The sequence below is a fragment of the Silvibacterium dinghuense genome (genome assembly GCF_004123295.1).
In the GTDB taxonomy this organism is placed as follows: Bacteria; Acidobacteriota; Terriglobia; order Terriglobales; family Acidobacteriaceae; genus Silvibacterium; species Silvibacterium dinghuense.
In genome coordinates, this window is the sequence record NZ_SDMK01000005.1 from 136,028 (window position 1) to 154,951 (window position 18,924).

Sequence of the window (18,924 nt, forward strand, 5' to 3'; positions counted from 1 at the left end):
GCATGGCCATAGATGCCCTTTGTACGACGAGACCGATTCGACTGGGAGCTGCGCACACGCACGCTGCCATTGGGCCATCGCACTCGGGTGATGGGCATCCTCAATGTGACGCCGGACTCCTTCTCCGACGGCAGCCGCTATGCAGCCATCGAGACCGCGTTGGAACATGCGCTGCGCCTGCTCGACGAAGGGGCGGACCTCCTCGATATCGGCGGCGAATCCACGCGTCCCGGACGGCATCCCGAGATATCCGCGGAGGAGGAACAGGAGCGCATCCTGCCGGTGATCGCAGCCGTCCTGCGCGAACGGCCCGATACGGTGATCTCCGTCGATACGTATAAAGCCTCAACCGCACAGGCCGCCATACAAGCAGGCGCAGAGATCATCAACGACATCAGCGGTTTTCTCTGGGACCCGGCCATGGCATCCGTCTGCGCCGAGACGCAGTGCGGCGTGGTGCTGATGCATACTCGCGGACGCTCCGAAGAGTGGCGCAGCCTGCCACCACTGGCCGACGACGAAGTCGCGCCTCTGGTCAAATGGGACCTCGCCGCGCGTCTGCTCGCGGCAACGCAGGCGGGCGTGACGCAGAAGCATATCGTGCTCGACCCCGGCTACGGCTTCGGAAAATCCTTCGACGAAAACTACCCCCTGCTGGCGCATCAGGATGCGCTCCGGGAGCTCCGCTGCGGGCTGCTCGTCGGCATCTCGCGAAAGTCTTTCCTCGGACGCAGGCTGGCCGATCTCCACGGCGGCAAGGATGCGCCGGTCGAGGCACGCGAGCACGCCACCATCGCAGCCAATGTCGCCGCTATCCTCGCCGGAGCGCACATTGTCCGCGTGCATGCCGTGCGGCCGATGACGGAAGCGGCGCGCATCGCCGATGCCATCCTCGAATCGGCATAAGCGTTGCAGGCGTAGCGCAGCAACCGGCATCCGCTCCGGTGCCGTATCATGACCGCACCATGAGAATGCGCCTTTTCGCCGCTCTTCTCGTTCTTCTCTCACCCGCAGCATGCACCGTCCGCGCCCAGGCGCATCGTCCGGCCGTGTCTGCGGTCTATCCAATCGGCGATGGGTACATCGACGCGCACGGCGTAATGATCTACTACCAAACGATCGGGCGCGGCGCGCCGCTCCTGGTGCTGCACGGCGGCCCGGGCGACTCGCACGACTACTTTCTGCCCTACCTGCTGCCCCTTGCGCGAACGAACAAGCTCATCTTCATCGACGAGCGCGGCTCGGGAAAATCAGAAAAGCTGGCCGACCCGCATCAGTACACGGTCGAAAACATGGCTGACGATGTAGAAGCGGTGCGCATTGCGCTCGGCCTCGGAAAGATCAGCCTGCTCGGCCATTCCTACGGCGGCGTGCTGGCGCAGGCCTATGCCCTCAAGTATCAGGATCACCTCTCGCACCTCATCCTGGCCTCGACCTTCTCGAGCACAAAGGAAATGAACCAGGTGCTGGCGAAGATCAAGAGCCAGATGCCCGTGAACCGCCAGGCCCTGGCCACCGCGCTCGAGCACGCGGGGCTCTTTGGAAAGGGCGCGCCATGGGAACGCGGACGCTATCCGCAGGCCTACGCAACGCTGGCCTGGGGTGACGGCTACTTCCCGAAGCTCTATGGCGCGCGGCCCGATCCGAACTATGATCCCGGCGCTCAGGACACGCAGATCGCCTGGGATGTTTACCGCGAAATGTGGGGCTCACACGGTGAGTTTGTCATCGATGGCAACCTGACCAGCGTGGAGTATGTGAACCGCCTCGCAACCATCAAGGTACCGACGCTCATTCTCGCCGGCGATCATGATGAATGCGATCCCTCGATGTCGAAGGAGATGAACGCGAAGATCAAGGGATCGAAGCTGGTGATTCTGCCCAACAGCGGCCACATGGCCTTTGTCGATCAGCCCGTGCTTTGGAATGATGCCGTGGCGAAGTTCGTCAATGGCAAATAAGCATCGCCGTGGCCCTGCCTTTGTGCATGGTGCGCCGCGGTCTTTATACTTGCGGCCGATGGGTAAAGCCGCTCTTCTGCTCTCGCTCTCCGCCTGCCTGCTCCCGGCCGCGCTCGCCGCCGGACAGGACGCCGTCTCCTACGTGAACCCGCTGCTCGGCACGGAAAAGAGCGCCATCGGCTACGGCGGCACGATGCCGTTCGTGACACCGCCCTTCGGCATGACCAACTGGACGCCGCAGACGCGCCAGAACCGGCTCGGCGTCGTCTCCTACAACTACGACGACCCGACCATCTCCGGCTTCATGGGCACGCATCAGCCGGCCATCTGGATGGGCGACTATGGCTACATCACCCTCATGCCGGAATCGGGAGCCCTCGAAACCACGCCCGAAGCACGCGCACTGCCCTACGCGCATACTTCCGAAACAGCGCATCCCGATGACTACGCCGTCACGCTCCAATCGAAGAACGGCGCAATCGCAGCCGAAATGACCGCGACCGAGCGCTGCGCGCTGATGCGCTTTCGCTTTCCCAAAGGCGGTAATGCCACCACGGCTGCTCGCATCTTAGTCGAGGCGTCTCGGCCCAGCGTCGCCGGCATGGTCACGCTCGATGCAAAGGCGCACGAGATCACCGGCTACAATCCCGACCGCACCGACCGCAACCTCGGTCCCTTTGCGCTGCCGAATTTTCGCGGCTACTTTGTCGTGGAATTCCGCGAGGCATGGCGCAATGCGAAGACCTACGGGCTCGACGATGCGAGCGCAAAGCAAAGCCGCGGCGCCTATGCCGAGTTCACTCCGGGCACAGAAGTCGAAGTGCGCATCGGCACCTCCTTCCTGAGCATCGACCAGGCGCGTGAGAACCTCCACCGCGAGCTTCCGGCCTGGAATTTTGACGCCGTGCGCGCACAGCTGCATCGGCAATGGGAAGAGAAGCTCGGGCGCCTGCAGATCGACGGCGCAACCGACCGCGAGAAGTCGCGCCTCTACACCGCGCTCTATCATGCGCTGCTCTATCCGCGTGTCTTCTCCGAGTATGGCCGCTACTACAGCGCCTTCGACGACACCATCCACAATGGCGAGAGCTACACCGCCTACTCCATCTGGGATACCTTCCGCGCCGAAAACAGCATGCTCACGCTGATGGCCCCCGAACGCATCGATGGCATGATCACCGCGCTCCTGCAGAACTTCAAGGAAGGCGGTTGGATGCCGAAGTGGCCGAATCCGAGCTACACCAACATCATGATCGCCACCCACGCCGATTCGCTCGTCGCCGAGGCCTTCCGCAAAGGCTTTCATGGATTCGACCGCGACGTGGCCTGGCAGGCCGTCTACAAAGATGCGATGACGCCACCCGACGGCGACACCACCCGGCGCTGGTATGACCGCGAACCGCATACTCCCTACGAGGCGCGCGCCGGCCTCACCTACTACAAGCAGCTCGGCTACATCCCCACCGACAAGACCGCCGAAGCCTCTTCGAGCACGCTCGAAGACAGCTATGACGACTGGTGCGTGGCGCAGATCGCAAAGGCGCTGGGCAAAGAGAACGACTATCGCTTCTTTCTGCATCGCTCGCTCAACGACCGCAACCTGTACAACCCTGCCGTCGGCCTGATGAACGGCAAAAAGTCGGATGGCTCCTGGGCGCCGCTCGGCGGCAAGAGCGACTCCGAATCCAATCGCCAGCAGGCCGGATGGACCGAAGGCGATGCGTGGGTCTACACCTGGTCGCCGCTGCACGATCAGGCCGGGATCATCGACCTGATGGGCGGCGCGCAGGCCTATGACGCAAAGCTCGACGCGCACTTTGCCGGCGGCCATAACTATCACGCCAACGAGCCAAGCCACCACTATGGCTACCTCTACGACTTTGGCGGAGAGCCCTGGAAGACGCAGGCCAAGGTGCGCGAGATCGCGGCGAAGGAGTATGGCTACGATCAGGGCGGCCTCGACGGCGACGATGACTGCGGACAGATGTCCTCGTGGCTGCTCTTCACCGCGCTCGGCTTCTACCCGGTGAACCCGGCCAGCGGCGATTACATGATCGGCAGCCCGATGTATGCGGCCATGTCGCTGCGCCTCGCCAGCGGCAAAACCTTCCGCGTAGAGGCGGAAAATAACTCGGCGACGAATCCGTACATTCAGTCGGCGACGCTCAACGGCAAGCCGCTCACCATTCCCGTGCTCACCTGGGAGCAGATCCAGGCCGGCGGCACGCTGCATTTCGTCATGGGCCCGCAGCCATCGCAGTGGGGCAGCGGATGGCGTCCGGCGCCGGTGGAATAGCTACCCCCAAATCCATCTTTCGATGGATGACCATGATTCTGCCCGGCGGCTAGCATCCTCGCGAATCTCCACACGAGGAGCTGCCGCCAATGGCGCATATTTCCCTCCCCGAAGGACTGCCCGGCATCCGCGGCCCCATGGCCTTTCGCCCCGAAACCGCACGGCCCATGAACCTGCTTGCGGAAGAGCTGCTGCACGCGCCAAACGCACTGACCGGCGGTGAGCGCGAGCTGATCGCCACCTACGTCTCTTCCCTCAACGACTGCTATTTCTGCCAGACCGTGCACGGCGCCATCGCTGCCGCGCATCTGGATGGCGATGAAGAGCTGGTACGGCGCGTAAAAGCCGACTTTCAGCATGCAGATATCTCTGAAAAGCTGAAGGCGCTGCTGGTCATCGCCGGAAAAGTGCAACGCGGAGGCAAACATGTCACCGCCGAGGACGTAGCCGCGGCCCGCGCGCAGGGCGCGACCGACCTGGAGATTCACGACACGGTGCTCATCGCCGCAGCGTTCTGCATGTTCAATCGCTACGTCGACGGCCTCGCCACCTGGCAGCCGCGCGACGAAGCCACCTATCGCGAGCGCGGCAAGAAGACAGCCCGCGAAGGCTACGTCTCGATGAGCCGCGAATATCTGCCCGAACCGGCAGGAAAGGTATAGGTTGTATCCACATATAGATGGTCTGAAAATAAAGAACTTACCCTTATCGTTGTCATCCCGACCGGAGCGCAGCGAAGTGGAGGGACCTGCGGTTTTGCCAGTACCGGAGAAAACTGCAGGTTTCTCCACTCCGCAGGACGATGAAACTGTCCTGCTCCGGTCGAAATGACAGCCTTTTACGATCGCTATATGGGGATACGGCTCTAGTCATGGCGCACATTGCACTCAAGGAAGGGCTGCCGGGCATCACCGGCGGCTTCGATTTTCGCCCCGAAACAGCGAAGCCCATGCGCGAGCTCGCGCATATCCTGCTGCATGAGCCGAGCACGCTAACCGGAGGCGAACGCGAACTCATCGCCACCTATGTCTCCTCGCTCAACGACTGCTTCTTCTGCCAGGCCAGCCATGGCGCCGCGGCGGCCGCTCATCTGAACTCGCATTTGGGCGAAGACGGCGAACAGGTGGTGGCCGAGGTCAAGGCCGCCCCGGATGCAGCTCCCGTCTCCGCGAAGCTGAAGGCTCTTCTGGTCATCGCCGGAAAGGTTCAGAGCGACGGCAAGCATGTCACGCCGGACGATGTCGCTGCGGCGCGAGCCGAGGGCGCGACCGACCTCGAGATTCACGACACCGTGCTCATCGCTGCGGCCTTCTGCATGTACAACCGCTATGTCGATGGCCTCGGCACCTGGCAGCCGCGCGACCCCAACGCGTATCGCGAAATGGGCAGGCACCTTGCCCAGAAGGGTTATCGAACACCCTCCGGCGAATAGCCGGAAGCTACCGCCGTTGCCCAGCCCGAGCTCGTCCCTGCCGTACCCACGACATAAAACGTTCTGACAAAACGCATGGAAGCGCTTGACAAGAAAATGCCCTCCCGGGTACTTTTCCACCGCGGGTGGAATCGTTACCACGCATGCCTCCTGCCCGCATTGCAGACTCCCCCTCGCCCCGGATTCTCTCGCGGCGCCGACTCCCCCCACGCAAAGGAAGAGCCATGCCCATCTCCCGCAGAAACTTTCTCGCCCTCAGCGGTGCCGCCGCCGGCGCCAGCGCCCTGCCCCGCATCGCCTTCGCCCAATCCGGGCAGGGCTCGCAGACCTACTGGCCCGCGGATCGCGCCCTGCCCATCTTCCCTCAAGCCCACCACCTCGACGCCGCCGACCTCACCTCCCTCACCGGCGACGAGCAGGGGCTGCTGGTATCGCTGCAGGGCATCGTCAACCGCAAGGAGCCGCGGCTCTACTTCTACTGGGGCACCGATCCCACAACCCAGAACTGGCTGAGCCTGATCAAGATTCCCTACACCACAAGCACCGACCCGTGGTCGCTCTTTCATCGCTATATTCAGGAAGCCGACGGCGCCATCGTCTTCGACCCTAACGTTCCGGACACCATCAACCTGGCCACTACGCTTGCCGGCATGAAGAATGCCGTCGTCGCTACGGCCGACCTTGCCGCCACCTACGGCCTTCGCATCATCGAAGACTTCCGTGGCAAATTCACGGATAAGTTCGGGGTCTACAACTATGCGCTGAGCAATGTATGGCCGAAGACCACGAAGCGCATGGTCACCGCCATCGGTCCCTCGAATACGCAGGAGGTAAGCGGCGTGAACTGGACCACGCTGCTCGAAGTCACCGCACCGGTCACTGACGCCTCGAACAAGGCTGCCTATACGGCGGATCTCAGCTCATTCCTGAGCACCAGTTCCACGGTTTATGTGAAGTTTCAGGATGCCTATTCGAACACCGGCTGGGGCCCATCGGTATCGCAGGTCACGGTCACTGCGGATGGCACAACGATCGCTTCCTTCCAGCCCGGCACTTCGGCCGAAACACCCTATCTTTTTGAGAATGGCAGCTCGCAGCTGGCCTCGGGCGGATGGCGATTCGCCGACAATACGGAGTACTTCATCTACAAGTTCACCGCGCCGGCCGGCACCAAGCAGCTCGTGCTGACCGTGACCATGTGGAACCAGTATTTTGTCACCGCGACAAGCACGCAACCGAGCTACCAGGTAGTGAACCCGCTCTTCCGCGACTACATCGTGGCCAACAGCGCGCCCGTCTTCTGGCTCGACCCCGATGTGACCGAAGAGGCCACGCTGATGGGCCAGATCCTTGCCACCTTCGAGCCCGACACGGCCTACCTCGGCTGGTTCCCGAACGGCGACGAGATGCCCGGCGTCACACTCTGCGGCCAGAACTCGACCTATGTGGTCGCGGCCGACGTCTTCTACAACGGCTCGGCTCTCAGCGGCGTGCGAGCGCCCATCCGGCAATCGCAGAAGCCTGTGAAGCCGCCGACAAAGGTTGAGAACAAAATCTACATCTCCTTCACCATGGTCGAAGGCGACAACATCCAGTACAACCAGCACCGCATGCTGATGATGTGGGAAGACGCCACGCGCGGGCAGGTTCCGCTCGGCTGGAGCATCAGCGTGCTGCTGCGCGATATTGCTCCGGCGATGCTCAGCTATTACCAGGAAACGGCAACGGCAAACGATCTGCTCGTCGCCGGGCCTTCCGGCGCAGGGTATACCTATCCCGCAGTGTGGCCCAGCTCCACGCTGCCGAAGTATATGAGGCAAAGCGGCGAGTATATGCAGGCCACCGGCATGCAGACCCTCTTTGCCTACGATCGCAACGGCAGCACCGACCTCACCATCACTACCGCACTGGTCGATCTCTACCGGCAAAATATTCCCGGTCTCCAGGGCATTGTCTACAACTACGAATCGGCAAGCACCATCAGCCTCATCGATGGCCTTCCGGTCGCGCAACTGCTCGGCGTGAACGATCTCTCCAGCGGGGAAACGCAGCTTGCTGCCATCGCCTCAAGCTGGGACAGCTCGGCGCCGCTGTTCGTAGCAGCGGGACTCGAGTCCTGGAACATGATGCCGGCCGATGCCGTATCGCTGGCCAACGCCATGGGTTCGGACTTCGAGCTGCTGCGGCCCGACGCGTGGTTCGCGCTGGCGAAGCAGGCACTCGGCAAGTCGTAACGCAGGCAGCCGCTGGCCACGGTGCGCGCATCGTGGCCAGCGGCTCTCGCAGCCAGGCAGCAGCCTCCGTCCGTATAATCGGTTATCGTGTTCAGGATGCGAGGAGTGAAACCGTGGCCGTACGCCTGAAAGACATCGCTGCAGATCTTGGAGTCTCCATGGTCACCGTCTCCAAGGTGCTGCGCGGCAAGCCGGACGTAGGCGAAGAGACTCGCCAGCGCGTGCTCAAGCGCGTGGAGGAGCTGAATTACCGGCCCAACATGCTGGCGCGCGGACTCGCGTCCGGCAAGAGCTACACCGTCGGGCTCATCGTGCCGGACCTCGTACACACCTTCTTCGCGGAGTTTGCCAAGGGCCTCAGCAAGGCGCTGCGGCGGCGCTCGTATCAGCTCATCCTCGCCTCGGCCGAGGAAGATCCGGAGATGGAGCGGGAGGAGATCGATCAGCTGCTGGGCCGCGGCGTAGACGCGCTCCTGATCGCCTCCTGTCAATCGAGCACAGAAGGATTTGCCTCCCTGATCGAATCGAAGCGGCCCTACCTGCTCTTCGATCGCCTGCTGCCGGAGCTCGATGCGCACTTCGTCGGCACCGACGATCTGCAGGCCGGGCGCATTGCGACTGAGCACCTCATCAGCCTTGGGCGTAAGCACATCGCGCACATCGGCGGCGAAGGCATGAGCACGGCGGCGGACCGTCTCGCGGGCTATCGTGCCGCGCTCGAAGCCCATGGCTTGCCCTTTCGTGAGGAGCTCACCCTCAAGCGCGCGCGCCTTGAGGACGTGGGTGACCAGACCGGTCGCGAAGCCATGAACCAGCTCCTGCAGCTTCCTCAGCCGCCGGATGCGGTCTTCTGCTACAACGATCTGACCGCAGTCGGCGCGATCTCCGCCATTCGCGCGCATGGGTTGCGCGTGCCGGAGGATGTGGCTGTGATTGGTTGCGGCAACCTGCGCCTGGCGCCGTATCTCGATGTGCCGCTAAGTTCCGTCGATCAGCTGAGCGCGCTGCAGGGTGAGCGCGCCGCGCAGATCGCGCTCGCGGTCATTGCAGGCAAGGCCGGTCAGGTGGAAAAGGAAATCCGCATGAAGCCGCAGCTGATCGCACGCGCATCGACGGTCGGAAAAGGCAGTCTCTAGAGCCTGTGATGAACTCTCGGCGCGGATGATATCGTCTCTTCTGCTCAACAACGCTATTGAGGCACACCCATGATCGCATTCATGGTGGCCGGAACCGGCAGCGGTGTGGGAAAAACCACCCTGGCTCTCGCTCTCATGGCGGCATTCCGTGAGCGTGGCCAGGTAGTGCAGCCTTTCAAGTGCGGGCCGGACTTCCTCGATACGGGGCACCACATGGCAATCTGCGGGCGCACCTCCCGCAATCTCGATACCTGGATGCTCCCCGCCGAAGCGAATCGCGAGCTTTTTGACAGCGCATGCCGCGACGCAGATGTCGCCATTGTCGAAGGCATGATGGGGCTGTTTGACGGAAAGTCGGGCGAGGGAGAAAGAGGCAGTGCGGCGGAGATTGCAAAGCTGCTCGATCTGCCTGTCGTTCTCGTGCTCGACGCGGCAAAGAGCGCGCGCAGCATCGCCGCGGTGGTCAAAGGCTTCGAGAGTTTCGACCCGCAGCTGCGCTTTGCCGGAATCGTGCTCAACGGTGTTTCGAGCGAGGGGCACGATCGCATCCTGCAGGCGGCCATCAAATCCATTTCGGCAATACCGCTGCTCGGCCGCTTTCCTCAAAACCCGGCATTGGCAATTCCCGAACGGCACCTAGGATTGCGCACTGCGGAAGAAGAAACAGACACCACAGATCGATCCGCTCGCTTCGCCGAGGCTGCACATCGGTATCTCGACCTCGCGCCGCTGCTGAAGCTGTCTCACCCGCAATCCTCAATCCCCATGCGCGCGCATCGCGCCACTCTCTCGGATGCGCGCATCGGAGTGGCTCGCGACAAAGCATTCTCGTTCTATTACGAGGACAATTTCGATCTTCTGCGCGAATGCGGCGCGGAGATCGTCCCCTTCAGTCCGCTCTCTGACAGCAATCTTCCGCCGGCTCTCGATGCCTTGTATCTTGGCGGCGGATATCCCGAACTCCATGCGGAGCAACTCATTGCCAACCAGGGGATGACTAAGGCCATACGCAACTTCGCGGAATCGGGCAGGCCCATGTATGCCGAGTGCGGAGGCATGATTTACCTGTCGCAATCCCTCACCACGCTCGATGGCCATGCATTCTCCATGGCGGGTGTGCTGCCGCTGGCCTTCGAGATGACCTCAAAGCTGGTTCAGTTCGGCTATGTCGATCTCGAGTTCACAGAGGATTGCCTGCTCGGGCCGCAAGGACTCACCATGCGAGGGCATAGTTTCCATTACTCGCGCCTGAAGCAACAGGACACTCTTCCCACGTCCTATCGCGTGCAGTACTCACTCTCGGGCCAAACCGAGCTGGAGGGATTCCGCTACAGAAACATCCTGGCCAGCTACATACACCTGCATTTCCGCAGCAATCCTGCGCTGCCGGAAAACTTTCTTCACACCATCAGGCACATCAAAGCCAATTTGTAACAATAAAAAACATAAATACCGGTGCCAGCTTTCATCGCTACGATGAAAGCTGGCACCGGCAGGATTGAGCGAAGAAACAGGATGGACCTAAGAGCTAATTCGCCGCATCCTTGAACTCTTCGTACCATGCCATCTGGATGGCCTCGAGCTTGCCTTCGTTCGACTTCGTGGGATCATCGGCAAATCCTTCGAGCCCGGTTACATACTTATGCAGGTCGGTAAAGCGGACCGTGAGCGGGTCCAGCTCCGGATACTTCTCCTGCAGCTGAATGCCGATCTCCTCGGCATCGGTCCACATGATCTCGCGCGGCATGGTCTCTCCTTGAGAAATGCAGTTAGCTCTTCGGCTGCTCGGAGTTGCCGAGCGCCAGCGGCTTGCCTTCGGAAACATAGTTGCGGTTCCAGCTGGGGATCTCGACCACATACGTGCCGGGGCCGGTGATCACGGCCTGGCAGCCGAGGCGCGAGCTCAGCTCAAGGCCCGGCGCCATATCGAGGCGATCCAGCTCTTCATCCTCCGCCTCGCTGATGCCCGCCTCGCCTTCCTTCACGAGGATGTGGCAGGTGGTGCAGGCGCAGGCGCCACCGCACGCATGGTCAAGGAAGATGTTGTAGTTCTCGGCTACGTCGAGGAACGACATCGGCTTGCCATGGTGATCGTACGGCATGGTGCCATACTCAAACTCCACCGTCTTCCCCTCGGGCAGAAAGGTGACGCGCACCATATTCGGCGCTGGCGGTTTGCTCAGATCGATTTCCTGGGTCTTCTGTTCGCTCATACTGATCTCGATTCCTACTCGGCTTCCTAAGCCGGTTTCTTACTTCGCTTCTTTGCTTGATGCGATATCCGCGGGGGCAAAAGGGTGGGGCGCCGTCGGCCCCTGGCCAAGTGATTCACCGGCTGACTCCATCGTCTGGCCGCCGATCGCCGAAGCCACCGCGTTGTCCATCATCAGTTCGGCCACACGGCGCGTCGAGGCATCCAGTGCGTGCGTGCCATCGCGCAGAGCGTGCAGGTCCTCTCCGTCCTTCAACATCGCAAGCTTTTCGGAGAGCGAAGCAATCTCCAACTGCTCTGCTTCCGTCAGCTGCTGCCACACAGGATTCCATTTCGCTTTGTCGATCGCGGCGAGGATCGTATCCGCCTCGTTGCGCGCTTCAATCAGCTGACGCTGCTGAATATCCTGCTCCGCGTAATCGAACGATTCGAGGATCATCGTTTCGACCTGCTCATCGCTGAGCCCGTAGGTCGGTTTTACGTCGATCTCCGCCGCCTTGCTGCTGCGCTGCTCGCGCGCCGAAACATGCAGGATGCCGTTCGCGTCGATGAGGAACTTGACCTCAATGCGCGGCAGTCCGGCCGACATCGGAGGAATGCCTTTCAGGTCGAAACGCGCCAGTGAGCGGCAATCCTTCGCCAGTTCGCGCTCGCCCTGCACCACGTGGATCGCGACGTTAGTCTGGCCGTCGACACCGGTGGTGAAGTGCTCGGTCGCGGAGGCAGGAATCGTTGAGTTGCGCTGGATGATCTTCGCCACCACGCCGCCAAGCGCTTCAATACCGAGCGAGAGCGGCGTCACGTCGAGCAGCAGCATATCCTCGGTGGCCTTCGATCCGCCTTCGAGGATGTTCGCCTGCACCGCTGCGCCAAGCGCGACGACTTCATCGGGATTGAGCTCGATATGCGGCTTCTTGCCGCGCGCTGCCAGATGAAAGAGCTCGCTGGTGAGCTGCCGGACGAGAGGAATCCGCGTCGATCCACCGACAAGCACGACCTCATCGATCTGCTCCGGCGTCACGCCTGCGTCCTTGAGCGCCTGACGGCATGGACCGACCGTGCGATCGATGACCGGACGAATGATCTGCTCGAACTGCTCGCGCGTGATCTCGCGCTGATAGGGCTGTCCGCCCGGCAAGGTCACGTCAAGCTTCGCTGCATCCGCTGAAGATAATGCAATTTTGGCTTCGATCACAGACTTGCGAATCGCCTGAATCGCTTCCGCATGGCCGCGCAGATCGACACCCAGCTCGCCGCGAATGTCATCGAGCGCAATGGCGATCAGCAGGTTGTCGATGTCGTCTCCGCCGAGGTGCGTGTCACCGTTGGTGGCGATGACCTCGAAGATGCCCTCGTGCAGCTTGAGGATGGAGACATCGAAGGTACCGCCACCAAGGTCATAGACCGCAACCACGCCTTCCTTCTGGCGATCGAGGCCGTAGGCCAGCGCCGCAGCGGTCGGCTCGTTGACGAGGCGCAGAATCTCGAGACCGGCGATGCGTCCTGCATCCTTGGTGGCCTGGCGTTGTGCGTCATTGAAATACGCAGGCACGGTGACGACAGCCTTGGTGACCGGTGCGCCGAAGTAGCGCTCGGCATTCTTCTTCAACTGACGCAGCACATAGGCGGAGATCTCAGGCGGCGTAAACTGCTGCTCGCCAAGCTGAATGCGCAGCACCTCGCCGGGCTGAATATCCGAGGCCAGCTGGAAGGGAAAGAGCTTCAGCTCGTCCTGCACATCTTCGAGACCGCGCCCCATCAGTCGCTTGGCCGAATAGATCACGCGCTCCGGCGTCGTTGCGAGATAGGTATGCGCAGGATTGCCGACAACGATCTTGCGCGGTTCGGGAATGGCCACGACCGAGGGCACAAGATTCGTGCCGTCTTCTCCGGGGATGACAACAGGATGGTCACCCTGCATGAACGCCACCAGCGAGTTCGTAGTGCCGAGATCGATGCCGACGATACGGCTCGGAGTGTTTCCGTTCTGGCCGTCGATTTGAGTCAGATTCATCGCTCGCCTCCTACGGAGGGCACTGCGGGATGAAGACCGGAGGGCACATTGTCACCAGAAACATACGAGGCCACGCCGTGGCCGAACGACCAGTCGAGCAGCTCGTTTTCGCTGATTACGATCATCACATCATCGGCGGGAATGGCTGCGTGCTCGTGAAGCCGCGCGGCAATCTCCTTGTAGAGCGCCTGCTTCATTTCGAGCGTGCGGCCGCGGCGCATGGTGATGTGGACCAGCGTAAAGGCAGAGGTGCGCTGCATGCCCATGAAGTGAGGATCGATGACCAGCTCACCCTCGGCGTGCGCAGTCAAAACCACGAAGAGATCGTTCTCAGGAATGTTGATCGTCGCACGCATCGCGTCATAGACGGCGTGCGGAATCTTGCGGCGGCGCTCCGGCGCCATCGTGTCATGGACAGAAACTCTTACCAGCGGCATAGAATCCTTTTTCGTTATGCTTCGAGCACGTCGTGAACGTCACGCACAAGGTTGCGGAGATAGCGGCGGCGATCGAGCACAGCCACCATCGCGTCCTTCGCCTGCTGCTGTCCAGCTGCGTCCTGCGCTGCATCCCACTTTGTCCACTGCGCGGCAAGCTGCGCATCGGATTCGGCAAGCTGTGCTTCAAACTGCACACGGGCTTTCTCGAGATCGGCGCGCGTTTGGGGATCGTCCTCACCCATCTTCTTCGCCATGCGCATCTCCTCGAGCTGCATATTCAGCTCGAAGACCTCTTCGAGAAGATCGGGCGGAATACGCGAATCCTTCGGCGCGTTGCCTTCGCTCCTGCCGGCCTCGATCTCCACGCCTTCGAGCTTCAGCAGATATTCCGTGCGCGTGACCGGATTCTTCAGCGTGCGGTAGGCATCGTTGAGCAGCGAGGTCTGTTCCAGGCTCCACTGCTGCTCGTCCAAGGATGCCTGCGCATAGACATCCGGATGCAGGCGGCGGCTCAGCTTATAGAAGGCCCGCTCAAGGGCAGACGTATCGAGGTGAAGCTTGCGGGGCAGCGAGAAGACGGCGAAGTAGTCGACGCCGGAGGCAGGCGGCTGCACCTTGCCACAGGAGGGACAAAAGCTCTGTCCGGGCGCAACAGAGGCGCCGCATGCCCAGCAGGCGGCGCTCACGGATTGAATCTCAGCTATCGGCATCGTTCCGGATCGTTATCGGGCCGGCTCGTCGCCGGAAAAAGTCAGGCGGAGAAGGAAGACCCGCAACCACACGACTTGGTCGAGTTGGGGTTGATGAAGTTGAAGCCCTGGCGCATCAGCGTCTCCTCATAATCGAGGATCATGCCGTGCAGATAGATGAAAGACTTCGGATCGACGAAGACACGCACGTCGCCGAAGGTGTACACGCGGTCGCGCTCACGGGGCTGCGAATCGAAGCGGATGTTGTAGGAGAGCCCGGAGCAGCCGCCGCCGGTAATTCCCAGGCGCAGGCCGCCCTCGGCGGGCGAAATGCCCTCCTTCGCCATCGCCGTGCGGATGCGCTGAATCGCGCGCTCCGTCACCTGGATGCCCTTCTGCTGGGTTGCCGCATTGTCGGCGTTCAGTACCTGAAGCTGTTCCGTACTCATTTTTCTAAATCCTGATGCACATGCGCGGAGAGCGGCGGCCCATAAGGCCGTTCGTCCTCCGCGCATGCGCGAGGCTGAATTAGTGGGCGGCTACGGCCGGAGCTTCCGCGCCCTCGGCAACGCCGTTCTTCTTCTTCCAGTCGCCGATGGCGGCACGGATGGCGTCCTCCGCCAGCACCGAGCAGTGGATCTTCACCGGAGGAAGCGCGAGCTCCTTCACGATGTCGGTGTTCTTGATCTGCAGCGCTTCCTCAACCGTCTTGCCCTTCACCCACTCCGTGGCGAGCGAGGACGAAGCGATGGCCGAGCCGCAGCCAAAGGTCTTGAACTTGGCCTCCTCGATCACCTGGGTCTCGGGGTTCACCTTGATCTGCAGACGCATGACGTCGCCGCACTCGGGCGCGCCGACAAGACCGGTACCGACCTCATCGCTCGACTTGTCGAGCTGGCCTACGTTCCGGGGGTTGTTGTAGTGGTCAATGACCTTATCGCTGTATGCCATGAGAATTCTCCTTAGGAACTTGCCCGATAAACCTATCCGGAATCAATAACTTCCGAATTAGTGCGCCGTCCATTCGATCTTGGTAAGGTCGATGCCCTCTTTCACCATTTCGTACAGCGGTGAGAGCTCGCGAAGCTTCTGCACGACGTCGATCAGCTTGTCGGCCACGTAATCCACTTCAGCCTCGGTATTGAAGCGGCCCAGCCCGAAACGGATAGAGCTGTGCGCGACATCGTCACCCAGGCCCAGGGCCTTCAATACATAAGATGGTTCAAGCGTCGCAGAGGTGCAGGCAGATCCGCTTGAAACCGCAATATCGTTGATCCCCATCAGCAGCGACTCGCCTTCCACATACACAAAGCTCATGTTGAGACTGCCGGGCAGACGGTGCTCCATCGAGCCGTTCACATGAATATGGTCGAGCGCGCCTTCGAACTTGTTCTTCAGGCGGTCACGCAGGGCTGTCAGGCGCTTGGTCTCCGCTTCCATCTCGTCGCCGGCAATCTCGCAGGCCTTGCCCAGGCCGACGATGCCGGGGACATTGAGCGTGCCCGAACGCATGCCGCGCTCATGGCCGCCGCCGTTGATCTGCTCGGCGATCTGGACACGGGGATTGCGGCGGCGAACGTAGAGCGCGCCGACACCCTTCGGGCCATAAAGCTTGTGGCCGGAGAGCGAGAGCACATCGATGTTCATCGTCTGCACATTGACCGGCACCTTGCCCACCGCCTGCACCGCGTCGGTATGGAAGAGGATGCCCTTCTCATGGCAGAGCTTGCCAATCTCGGCGACCGGTTGAAGGACACCGATCTCATTGTTGGCAAACATGATCGAAACCAGGATGGTCTTGTCGTCGATGGCCCGCTTCAGGTCTTCGATGTCAATGAGGCCATCGGCCTTCACCGGCAGATAGGTCACCCGGTAGCCGGACTTCTCCAGACGCTTACAGGTATCGAGCACAGCCTTGTGCTCGGTCACCTGGGTAATGATGTGGTTGCCGCGCTCGCGGTACATCTCCGCGATGCCCTTGATGGCCAGGTTGTTCGACTCGGTCGCGCCCGAGGTAAAGATGATCTCCTTGGCCGTCGCGCCGATCAGCTTCGCAACCTGCTCGCGGGCCTTCTCCACGGCAGCCTCGGCTTCCCAACCGAAGGAGTGGTTGCGGCTGGCAGCATTGCCGAAAACGGTCGTGAAATAGGGCATCATCGCCTCCAGCACCCGCGGATCGAGCGGCGTGGTGGCGTGATAGTCCATATAGATAGGAAGGCGAACCCCTGCCGGGACAGTAACGGTATCGTTTTGCGTGTTGCTCATCGTATCTCCTGCTTTGCTGCGCTTTTGTCGTCCCAGATCTCAGGCTCGGCTGGTGGTACGGATCGTCACCAGCTGCTGCGCCATCGGACTGTGGCTGGGATCAGCCAGGTCCGAGATTCTGATGTTTTTCAGCACGTCCGAGATGCTGTCATTCACACGTGCCAGGGGTTCTTTGATGGTGCAACTGTTCGTCAGGTCGCAAGAACCGCTGTCCGTCACGCAAGATGTGATGAAAAGCGGGCCGTCAATGGCGCGGATCACCTCGAACGCGGTGATGTCGGCTGCCGGCCGGGAAAGTGTATAACCGCCGTTCATGCCGGCGTGGGAGCGCAAAAGCCCCTCTCGCGTCAGCTTCTGGAGGATTTTGGCCAGCAGCTGCGGCGGAATGTGGTAGGCCTCGGCAATGTCCTTCGCGCTGAGCGACACAGAATCTTCATGCTCGGCGATGAACTTCAGCGCCATGAGCCCATAGTCGGCCTTTTTGGTTAATCTCAGCATGCGGGATCCCCTGTCCGTGACGGGTACTCTCCAGTATAGGATCGCATTCGTCCGAATTCAATTCCCGGTCCTGTTCCGCACCGGAAACCGCACATTTCTCAGCTCGGCGGAAAGCCGTTTGACAGAAGGGCCCGGCTCGATACAATCTTCCGGTATCGTCTATTCCTCACGATCAAAACACCCGGAAAAATGGAAACCTCCTGCAAACACCCAAAGGTGCGCGTCGTAGCGCGTGAAGAGGATGCCGAGTTCGTGGAGTGCCAGGACTGCGGCGAGGTCTTCGACTCAAACGAATTCCGTGACATGGCCATCGAAGAGGCCGCCGAAGAAGAGGCCGAAGAGGATGAGGCCTGAAGGCCGCAATCCCCTTTCCAGCGCTGTACGGGAAAGAACAGTGTTAGGGCATCCAGGCAGAAAATAAGCGACTTATCTTGCGCATGGTCATTCCGACCGGAGTGAGCCGTAAGGCGAACGGAGCGGAGGAACCTGCAGTTTTCTCCGGCACTGGCAGAACTGCAGGTTCCTCCGCTCCGCAGGACGATAGAACTGTCCTGCTCCGGTCGAAATGACAATTTGTGGAATGGCTCTATGGGGATACGACTTAGGAAGCCGGGCTCTCCGCAGGGCTGAGCCGCCGTGCAATCTGCCAGGCGTAATGGAATCCTGAGATCACGGTGAACGCCACGGTTGCCTCAAGCGAGGCACGCCGGAGCCACAGGATAAAGGGCGGCGCGTAAAACATACTCAACAGCACCGAAACCAGCGCGATGATCTGCGCCAGCGTATTCGCCTTGCCGAAGATGCTGGGCTTGAAATTCCGCATGCCGACGCTGGCATAAAGAATTGCCGCCACCATGACGATGCCGAGGTCGCGGCCGAAGACCAGCACCGTCACCCGCCGGGAGATGAGCCCCTCATGATTCAGGACCAGGAAAAGCGTGCTCAGGAGCAGCTTGTCGGCTACCGGATCGAGATATTGCCCGAGCACCGTGCGCTGCTGAAGCAGCCTCGCCAGCAGGCCGTCCAACCCGTCCGAGATTCCGGCCAGGATAAACAGCACGAAAGCCGTGGGATAGTGATGGTCCAGGATCGCAAGGACAAGAAAGGGGACAGCGCAGAGGCGCAGGAGAGTCAGCAGATTCGGCGCGGCGCGCAGTTCTTTCATTGCATGAGTCTTAGCCGCGTCCTTGTAGCCTGAGCACCGCGGCGTCCAAACGTCGATAGTACCTTATCTGCCTTACAGGCCTCCGCTGAAAACAGCGAACGGCGGGGATGCGTCCCGGAGCGGGAGCAGAGACCACCCGGCTGGATAGGGAATCTTTATCGCGCTATGGAATTCCTCACCAGCCGGTCATTCTCAAAAAATCGCCTCTAACATCCGCGCCGAGAACGGTTTTCCCACCACCCCGGCGAGCAAAAACGCGCAAAAATTGCTATAGTAGAAAAGTCATCACACGCAGGCGCGTAGCTCAGTTGGTTAGAGCGCTACCTTGACACGGTAGAGGTCGTTGGTTCGAATCCAATCGTGCCTACCATCTTTTGAATAAGATACGAAGTTCCTTCCTCTTACTCGGCTTCTTCCGAGACTCCATCGCAAAAATCAACCGGTAAGGCTGCTCCTGTCCTCGACAGAGCCGGCATCGGGCCGCATCCTGTTCATAGCCCCGGGCCTGGCGCGCGAAATGCCTCAATCCCGGGGTCATTCTCTGCCTATATACTTGCCCCGCCCCAGATCCTACCTTTCACC

19 protein-coding genes and 1 tRNA gene are annotated in these 18,924 nt (G+C 61.0%); 10 read left to right on the forward strand and 10 right to left on the reverse strand.

The genetic code is table 11. The features are described 5' to 3' along the window. Nucleotides 1-12: 12 nt before the first annotated feature. The 8 genes from folP (at nucleotide 13) to ESZ00_RS18420 (ending at nucleotide 10,493) form a co-directional block, all read left to right on the forward strand. Entirely contained in the window at nucleotides 13-906 is an 894-nt protein-coding gene (gene folP / locus ESZ00_RS18385; protein ID WP_229741109.1) for a dihydropteroate synthase, read from the forward strand. Nucleotides 907-965: 59 nt separating this feature from the next. Continuing rightward, nucleotides 966-1,961 carry a proline iminopeptidase-family hydrolase gene (locus tag ESZ00_RS18390; protein ID WP_129209865.1) on the forward strand — a complete coding sequence of 332 codons (996 nt, stop codon included), beginning with the start codon at nucleotides 966-968 and terminating at the stop codon, nucleotides 1,959-1,961. 58 nt (nucleotides 1,962-2,019) lie between these two features. Continuing rightward, nucleotides 2,020-4,257 (forward strand): GH92 family glycosyl hydrolase, encoded by a 2,238-nt coding sequence (locus ESZ00_RS18395; protein WP_129209866.1) that lies wholly within the window; start codon nucleotides 2,020-2,022, stop codon nucleotides 4,255-4,257. Nucleotides 4,258-4,346: 89 nt separating this feature from the next. Next, entirely contained in the window at nucleotides 4,347-4,919 is a 573-nt protein-coding gene (locus tag ESZ00_RS18400) for a carboxymuconolactone decarboxylase family protein (protein ID WP_129209867.1), read from the forward strand. Between the two features lie 209 nt (nucleotides 4,920-5,128). Beyond that, nucleotides 5,129-5,689 (forward strand): carboxymuconolactone decarboxylase family protein, encoded by a 561-nt coding sequence (locus tag ESZ00_RS18405; RefSeq protein WP_129209868.1) that lies wholly within the window; start codon nucleotides 5,129-5,131, stop codon nucleotides 5,687-5,689. 224 nt (nucleotides 5,690-5,913) lie between these two features. Next, entirely contained in the window at nucleotides 5,914-7,923 is a 2,010-nt protein-coding gene (locus ESZ00_RS18410) for a GxGYxYP domain-containing protein (RefSeq protein ID WP_164981619.1), read from the forward strand. A gap of 113 nt (nucleotides 7,924-8,036) precedes the next feature. Continuing rightward, nucleotides 8,037-9,059, forward strand: coding sequence for a LacI family DNA-binding transcriptional regulator (locus tag ESZ00_RS18415; RefSeq protein WP_129209870.1), 1,023 nt, complete (start codon nucleotides 8,037-8,039; stop codon nucleotides 9,057-9,059). 69 nt (nucleotides 9,060-9,128) lie between these two features. Next, nucleotides 9,129-10,493 carry a cobyrinic acid a,c-diamide synthase CobB gene (locus ESZ00_RS18420; protein WP_129209871.1) on the forward strand — a complete coding sequence of 455 codons (1,365 nt, stop codon included), beginning with the start codon at nucleotides 9,129-9,131 and terminating at the stop codon, nucleotides 10,491-10,493. 94 nt (nucleotides 10,494-10,587) lie between these two features. Here the strand turns inward: ESZ00_RS18420 and iscX are convergent, their stop codons facing one another. The 9 genes from iscX to ESZ00_RS18465 form a co-directional block, all read right to left on the reverse strand. Continuing rightward, entirely contained in the window at nucleotides 10,588-10,806 is a 219-nt protein-coding gene (gene iscX, locus ESZ00_RS18425; protein WP_129209872.1) for a Fe-S cluster assembly protein IscX, read from the reverse strand. 22 nt (nucleotides 10,807-10,828) lie between these two features. Continuing rightward, nucleotides 10,829-11,272 carry a 2Fe-2S iron-sulfur cluster-binding protein gene (locus ESZ00_RS18430; protein WP_129209873.1) on the reverse strand — a complete coding sequence of 148 codons (444 nt, stop codon included), beginning with the start codon at nucleotides 11,270-11,272 and terminating at the stop codon, nucleotides 10,829-10,831. A gap of 39 nt (nucleotides 11,273-11,311) precedes the next feature. Next, entirely contained in the window at nucleotides 11,312-13,285 is a 1,974-nt protein-coding gene (gene hscA, locus ESZ00_RS18435; RefSeq protein ID WP_129209874.1) for a Fe-S protein assembly chaperone HscA, read from the reverse strand. Then, nucleotides 13,282-13,722 carry a tautomerase family protein gene (locus ESZ00_RS18440; RefSeq protein WP_129209875.1) on the reverse strand — a complete coding sequence of 147 codons (441 nt, stop codon included), beginning with the start codon at nucleotides 13,720-13,722 and terminating at the stop codon, nucleotides 13,282-13,284. Before ESZ00_RS18440 ends, hscA begins: the two co-directional genes overlap by 4 nt. A gap of 14 nt (nucleotides 13,723-13,736) precedes the next feature. Further along, a complete protein-coding gene (gene hscB / locus ESZ00_RS18445) occupies nucleotides 13,737-14,411 on the reverse strand; it encodes a Fe-S protein assembly co-chaperone HscB (protein WP_229741110.1) in 675 nt (224 codons plus the stop codon). A 65-nt stretch (nucleotides 14,412-14,476) separates the two neighbouring features. Next, nucleotides 14,477-14,863, reverse strand: coding sequence for a HesB/IscA family protein (locus ESZ00_RS18450; protein WP_229741111.1), 387 nt, complete (start codon nucleotides 14,861-14,863; stop codon nucleotides 14,477-14,479). 79 nt (nucleotides 14,864-14,942) lie between these two features. After that, nucleotides 14,943-15,365: a Fe-S cluster assembly scaffold IscU gene (iscU, locus tag ESZ00_RS18455; protein ID WP_129209878.1), complete on the reverse strand. Its 423-nt coding sequence runs from the start codon at nucleotides 15,363-15,365 to the stop codon at nucleotides 14,943-14,945. 57 nt (nucleotides 15,366-15,422) lie between these two features. Next, nucleotides 15,423-16,679: an IscS subfamily cysteine desulfurase gene (locus ESZ00_RS18460; protein ID WP_129209879.1), complete on the reverse strand. Its 1,257-nt coding sequence runs from the start codon at nucleotides 16,677-16,679 to the stop codon at nucleotides 15,423-15,425. Between the two features lie 39 nt (nucleotides 16,680-16,718). Beyond that, complete coding sequence (locus tag ESZ00_RS18465) at nucleotides 16,719-17,177, reverse strand: RrF2 family transcriptional regulator (RefSeq protein WP_129209880.1); 459 nt, start codon at nucleotides 17,175-17,177, stop codon at nucleotides 16,719-16,721. 189 nt (nucleotides 17,178-17,366) lie between these two features. Here ESZ00_RS18465 and ESZ00_RS20180 point away from each other — a divergent pair, with 189 nt between their 5' ends. Then, nucleotides 17,367-17,531, forward strand: coding sequence for a hypothetical protein (locus ESZ00_RS20180; protein WP_164981620.1), 165 nt, complete (start codon nucleotides 17,367-17,369; stop codon nucleotides 17,529-17,531). Between the two features lie 247 nt (nucleotides 17,532-17,778). On the opposite strand, the gene ESZ00_RS18470 is transcribed toward ESZ00_RS20180, so the two are convergent. Further along, nucleotides 17,779-18,342, reverse strand: coding sequence for a CDP-alcohol phosphatidyltransferase family protein (locus ESZ00_RS18470; RefSeq protein ID WP_129209881.1), 564 nt, complete (start codon nucleotides 18,340-18,342; stop codon nucleotides 17,779-17,781). Nucleotides 18,343-18,635: 293 nt separating this feature from the next. Between ESZ00_RS18470 and ESZ00_RS18475 the strand changes: the two genes are divergently transcribed. Next, a tRNA-Val gene (locus tag ESZ00_RS18475) sits at nucleotides 18,636-18,712 on the forward strand. Nucleotides 18,713-18,924: the final 212 nt, after the last annotated feature.

Coding starts and splice junctions, on each gene's coding strand:
- ESZ00_RS18460 (WP_129209879.1), bottom strand. CDS start 16,679: ATGAGCAACACGCAAAACGATACCGTTACTGTCCCGGCAGGGGTTCGC.
- ESZ00_RS18405 (WP_129209868.1), top strand. CDS start 5,129: ATGGCGCACATTGCACTCAAGGAAGGGCTGCCGGGCATCACCGGCGGC.
- ESZ00_RS18420 (WP_129209871.1), top strand. CDS start 9,129: ATGATCGCATTCATGGTGGCCGGAACCGGCAGCGGTGTGGGAAAAACC.
- iscU (WP_129209878.1), bottom strand. CDS start 15,365: ATGGCATACAGCGATAAGGTCATTGACCACTACAACAACCCCCGGAAC.
- ESZ00_RS20180 (WP_164981620.1), top strand. CDS start 17,367: ATGGAAACCTCCTGCAAACACCCAAAGGTGCGCGTCGTAGCGCGTGAA.
- ESZ00_RS18450 (WP_229741111.1), bottom strand. CDS start 14,863: ATGAGTACGGAACAGCTTCAGGTACTGAACGCCGACAATGCGGCAACC.
- ESZ00_RS18390 (WP_129209865.1), top strand. CDS start 966: ATGAGAATGCGCCTTTTCGCCGCTCTTCTCGTTCTTCTCTCACCCGCA.
- ESZ00_RS18395 (WP_129209866.1), top strand. CDS start 2,020: ATGGGTAAAGCCGCTCTTCTGCTCTCGCTCTCCGCCTGCCTGCTCCCG.
- ESZ00_RS18440 (WP_129209875.1), bottom strand. CDS start 13,722: ATGCCGCTGGTAAGAGTTTCTGTCCATGACACGATGGCGCCGGAGCGC.
- iscX (WP_129209872.1), bottom strand. CDS start 10,806: ATGCCGCGCGAGATCATGTGGACCGATGCCGAGGAGATCGGCATTCAG.
- ESZ00_RS18410 (WP_164981619.1), top strand. CDS start 5,914: ATGCCCATCTCCCGCAGAAACTTTCTCGCCCTCAGCGGTGCCGCCGCC.
- ESZ00_RS18430 (WP_129209873.1), bottom strand. CDS start 11,272: ATGAGCGAACAGAAGACCCAGGAAATCGATCTGAGCAAACCGCCAGCG.
- folP (WP_229741109.1), top strand. CDS start 13: ATGCCCTTTGTACGACGAGACCGATTCGACTGGGAGCTGCGCACACGC.
- hscA (WP_129209874.1), bottom strand. CDS start 13,285: ATGAATCTGACTCAAATCGACGGCCAGAACGGAAACACTCCGAGCCGT.
- ESZ00_RS18400 (WP_129209867.1), top strand. CDS start 4,347: ATGGCGCATATTTCCCTCCCCGAAGGACTGCCCGGCATCCGCGGCCCC.
- ESZ00_RS18465 (WP_129209880.1), bottom strand. CDS start 17,177: ATGCTGAGATTAACCAAAAAGGCCGACTATGGGCTCATGGCGCTGAAG.
- ESZ00_RS18470 (WP_129209881.1), bottom strand. CDS start 18,342: ATGAAAGAACTGCGCGCCGCGCCGAATCTGCTGACTCTCCTGCGCCTC.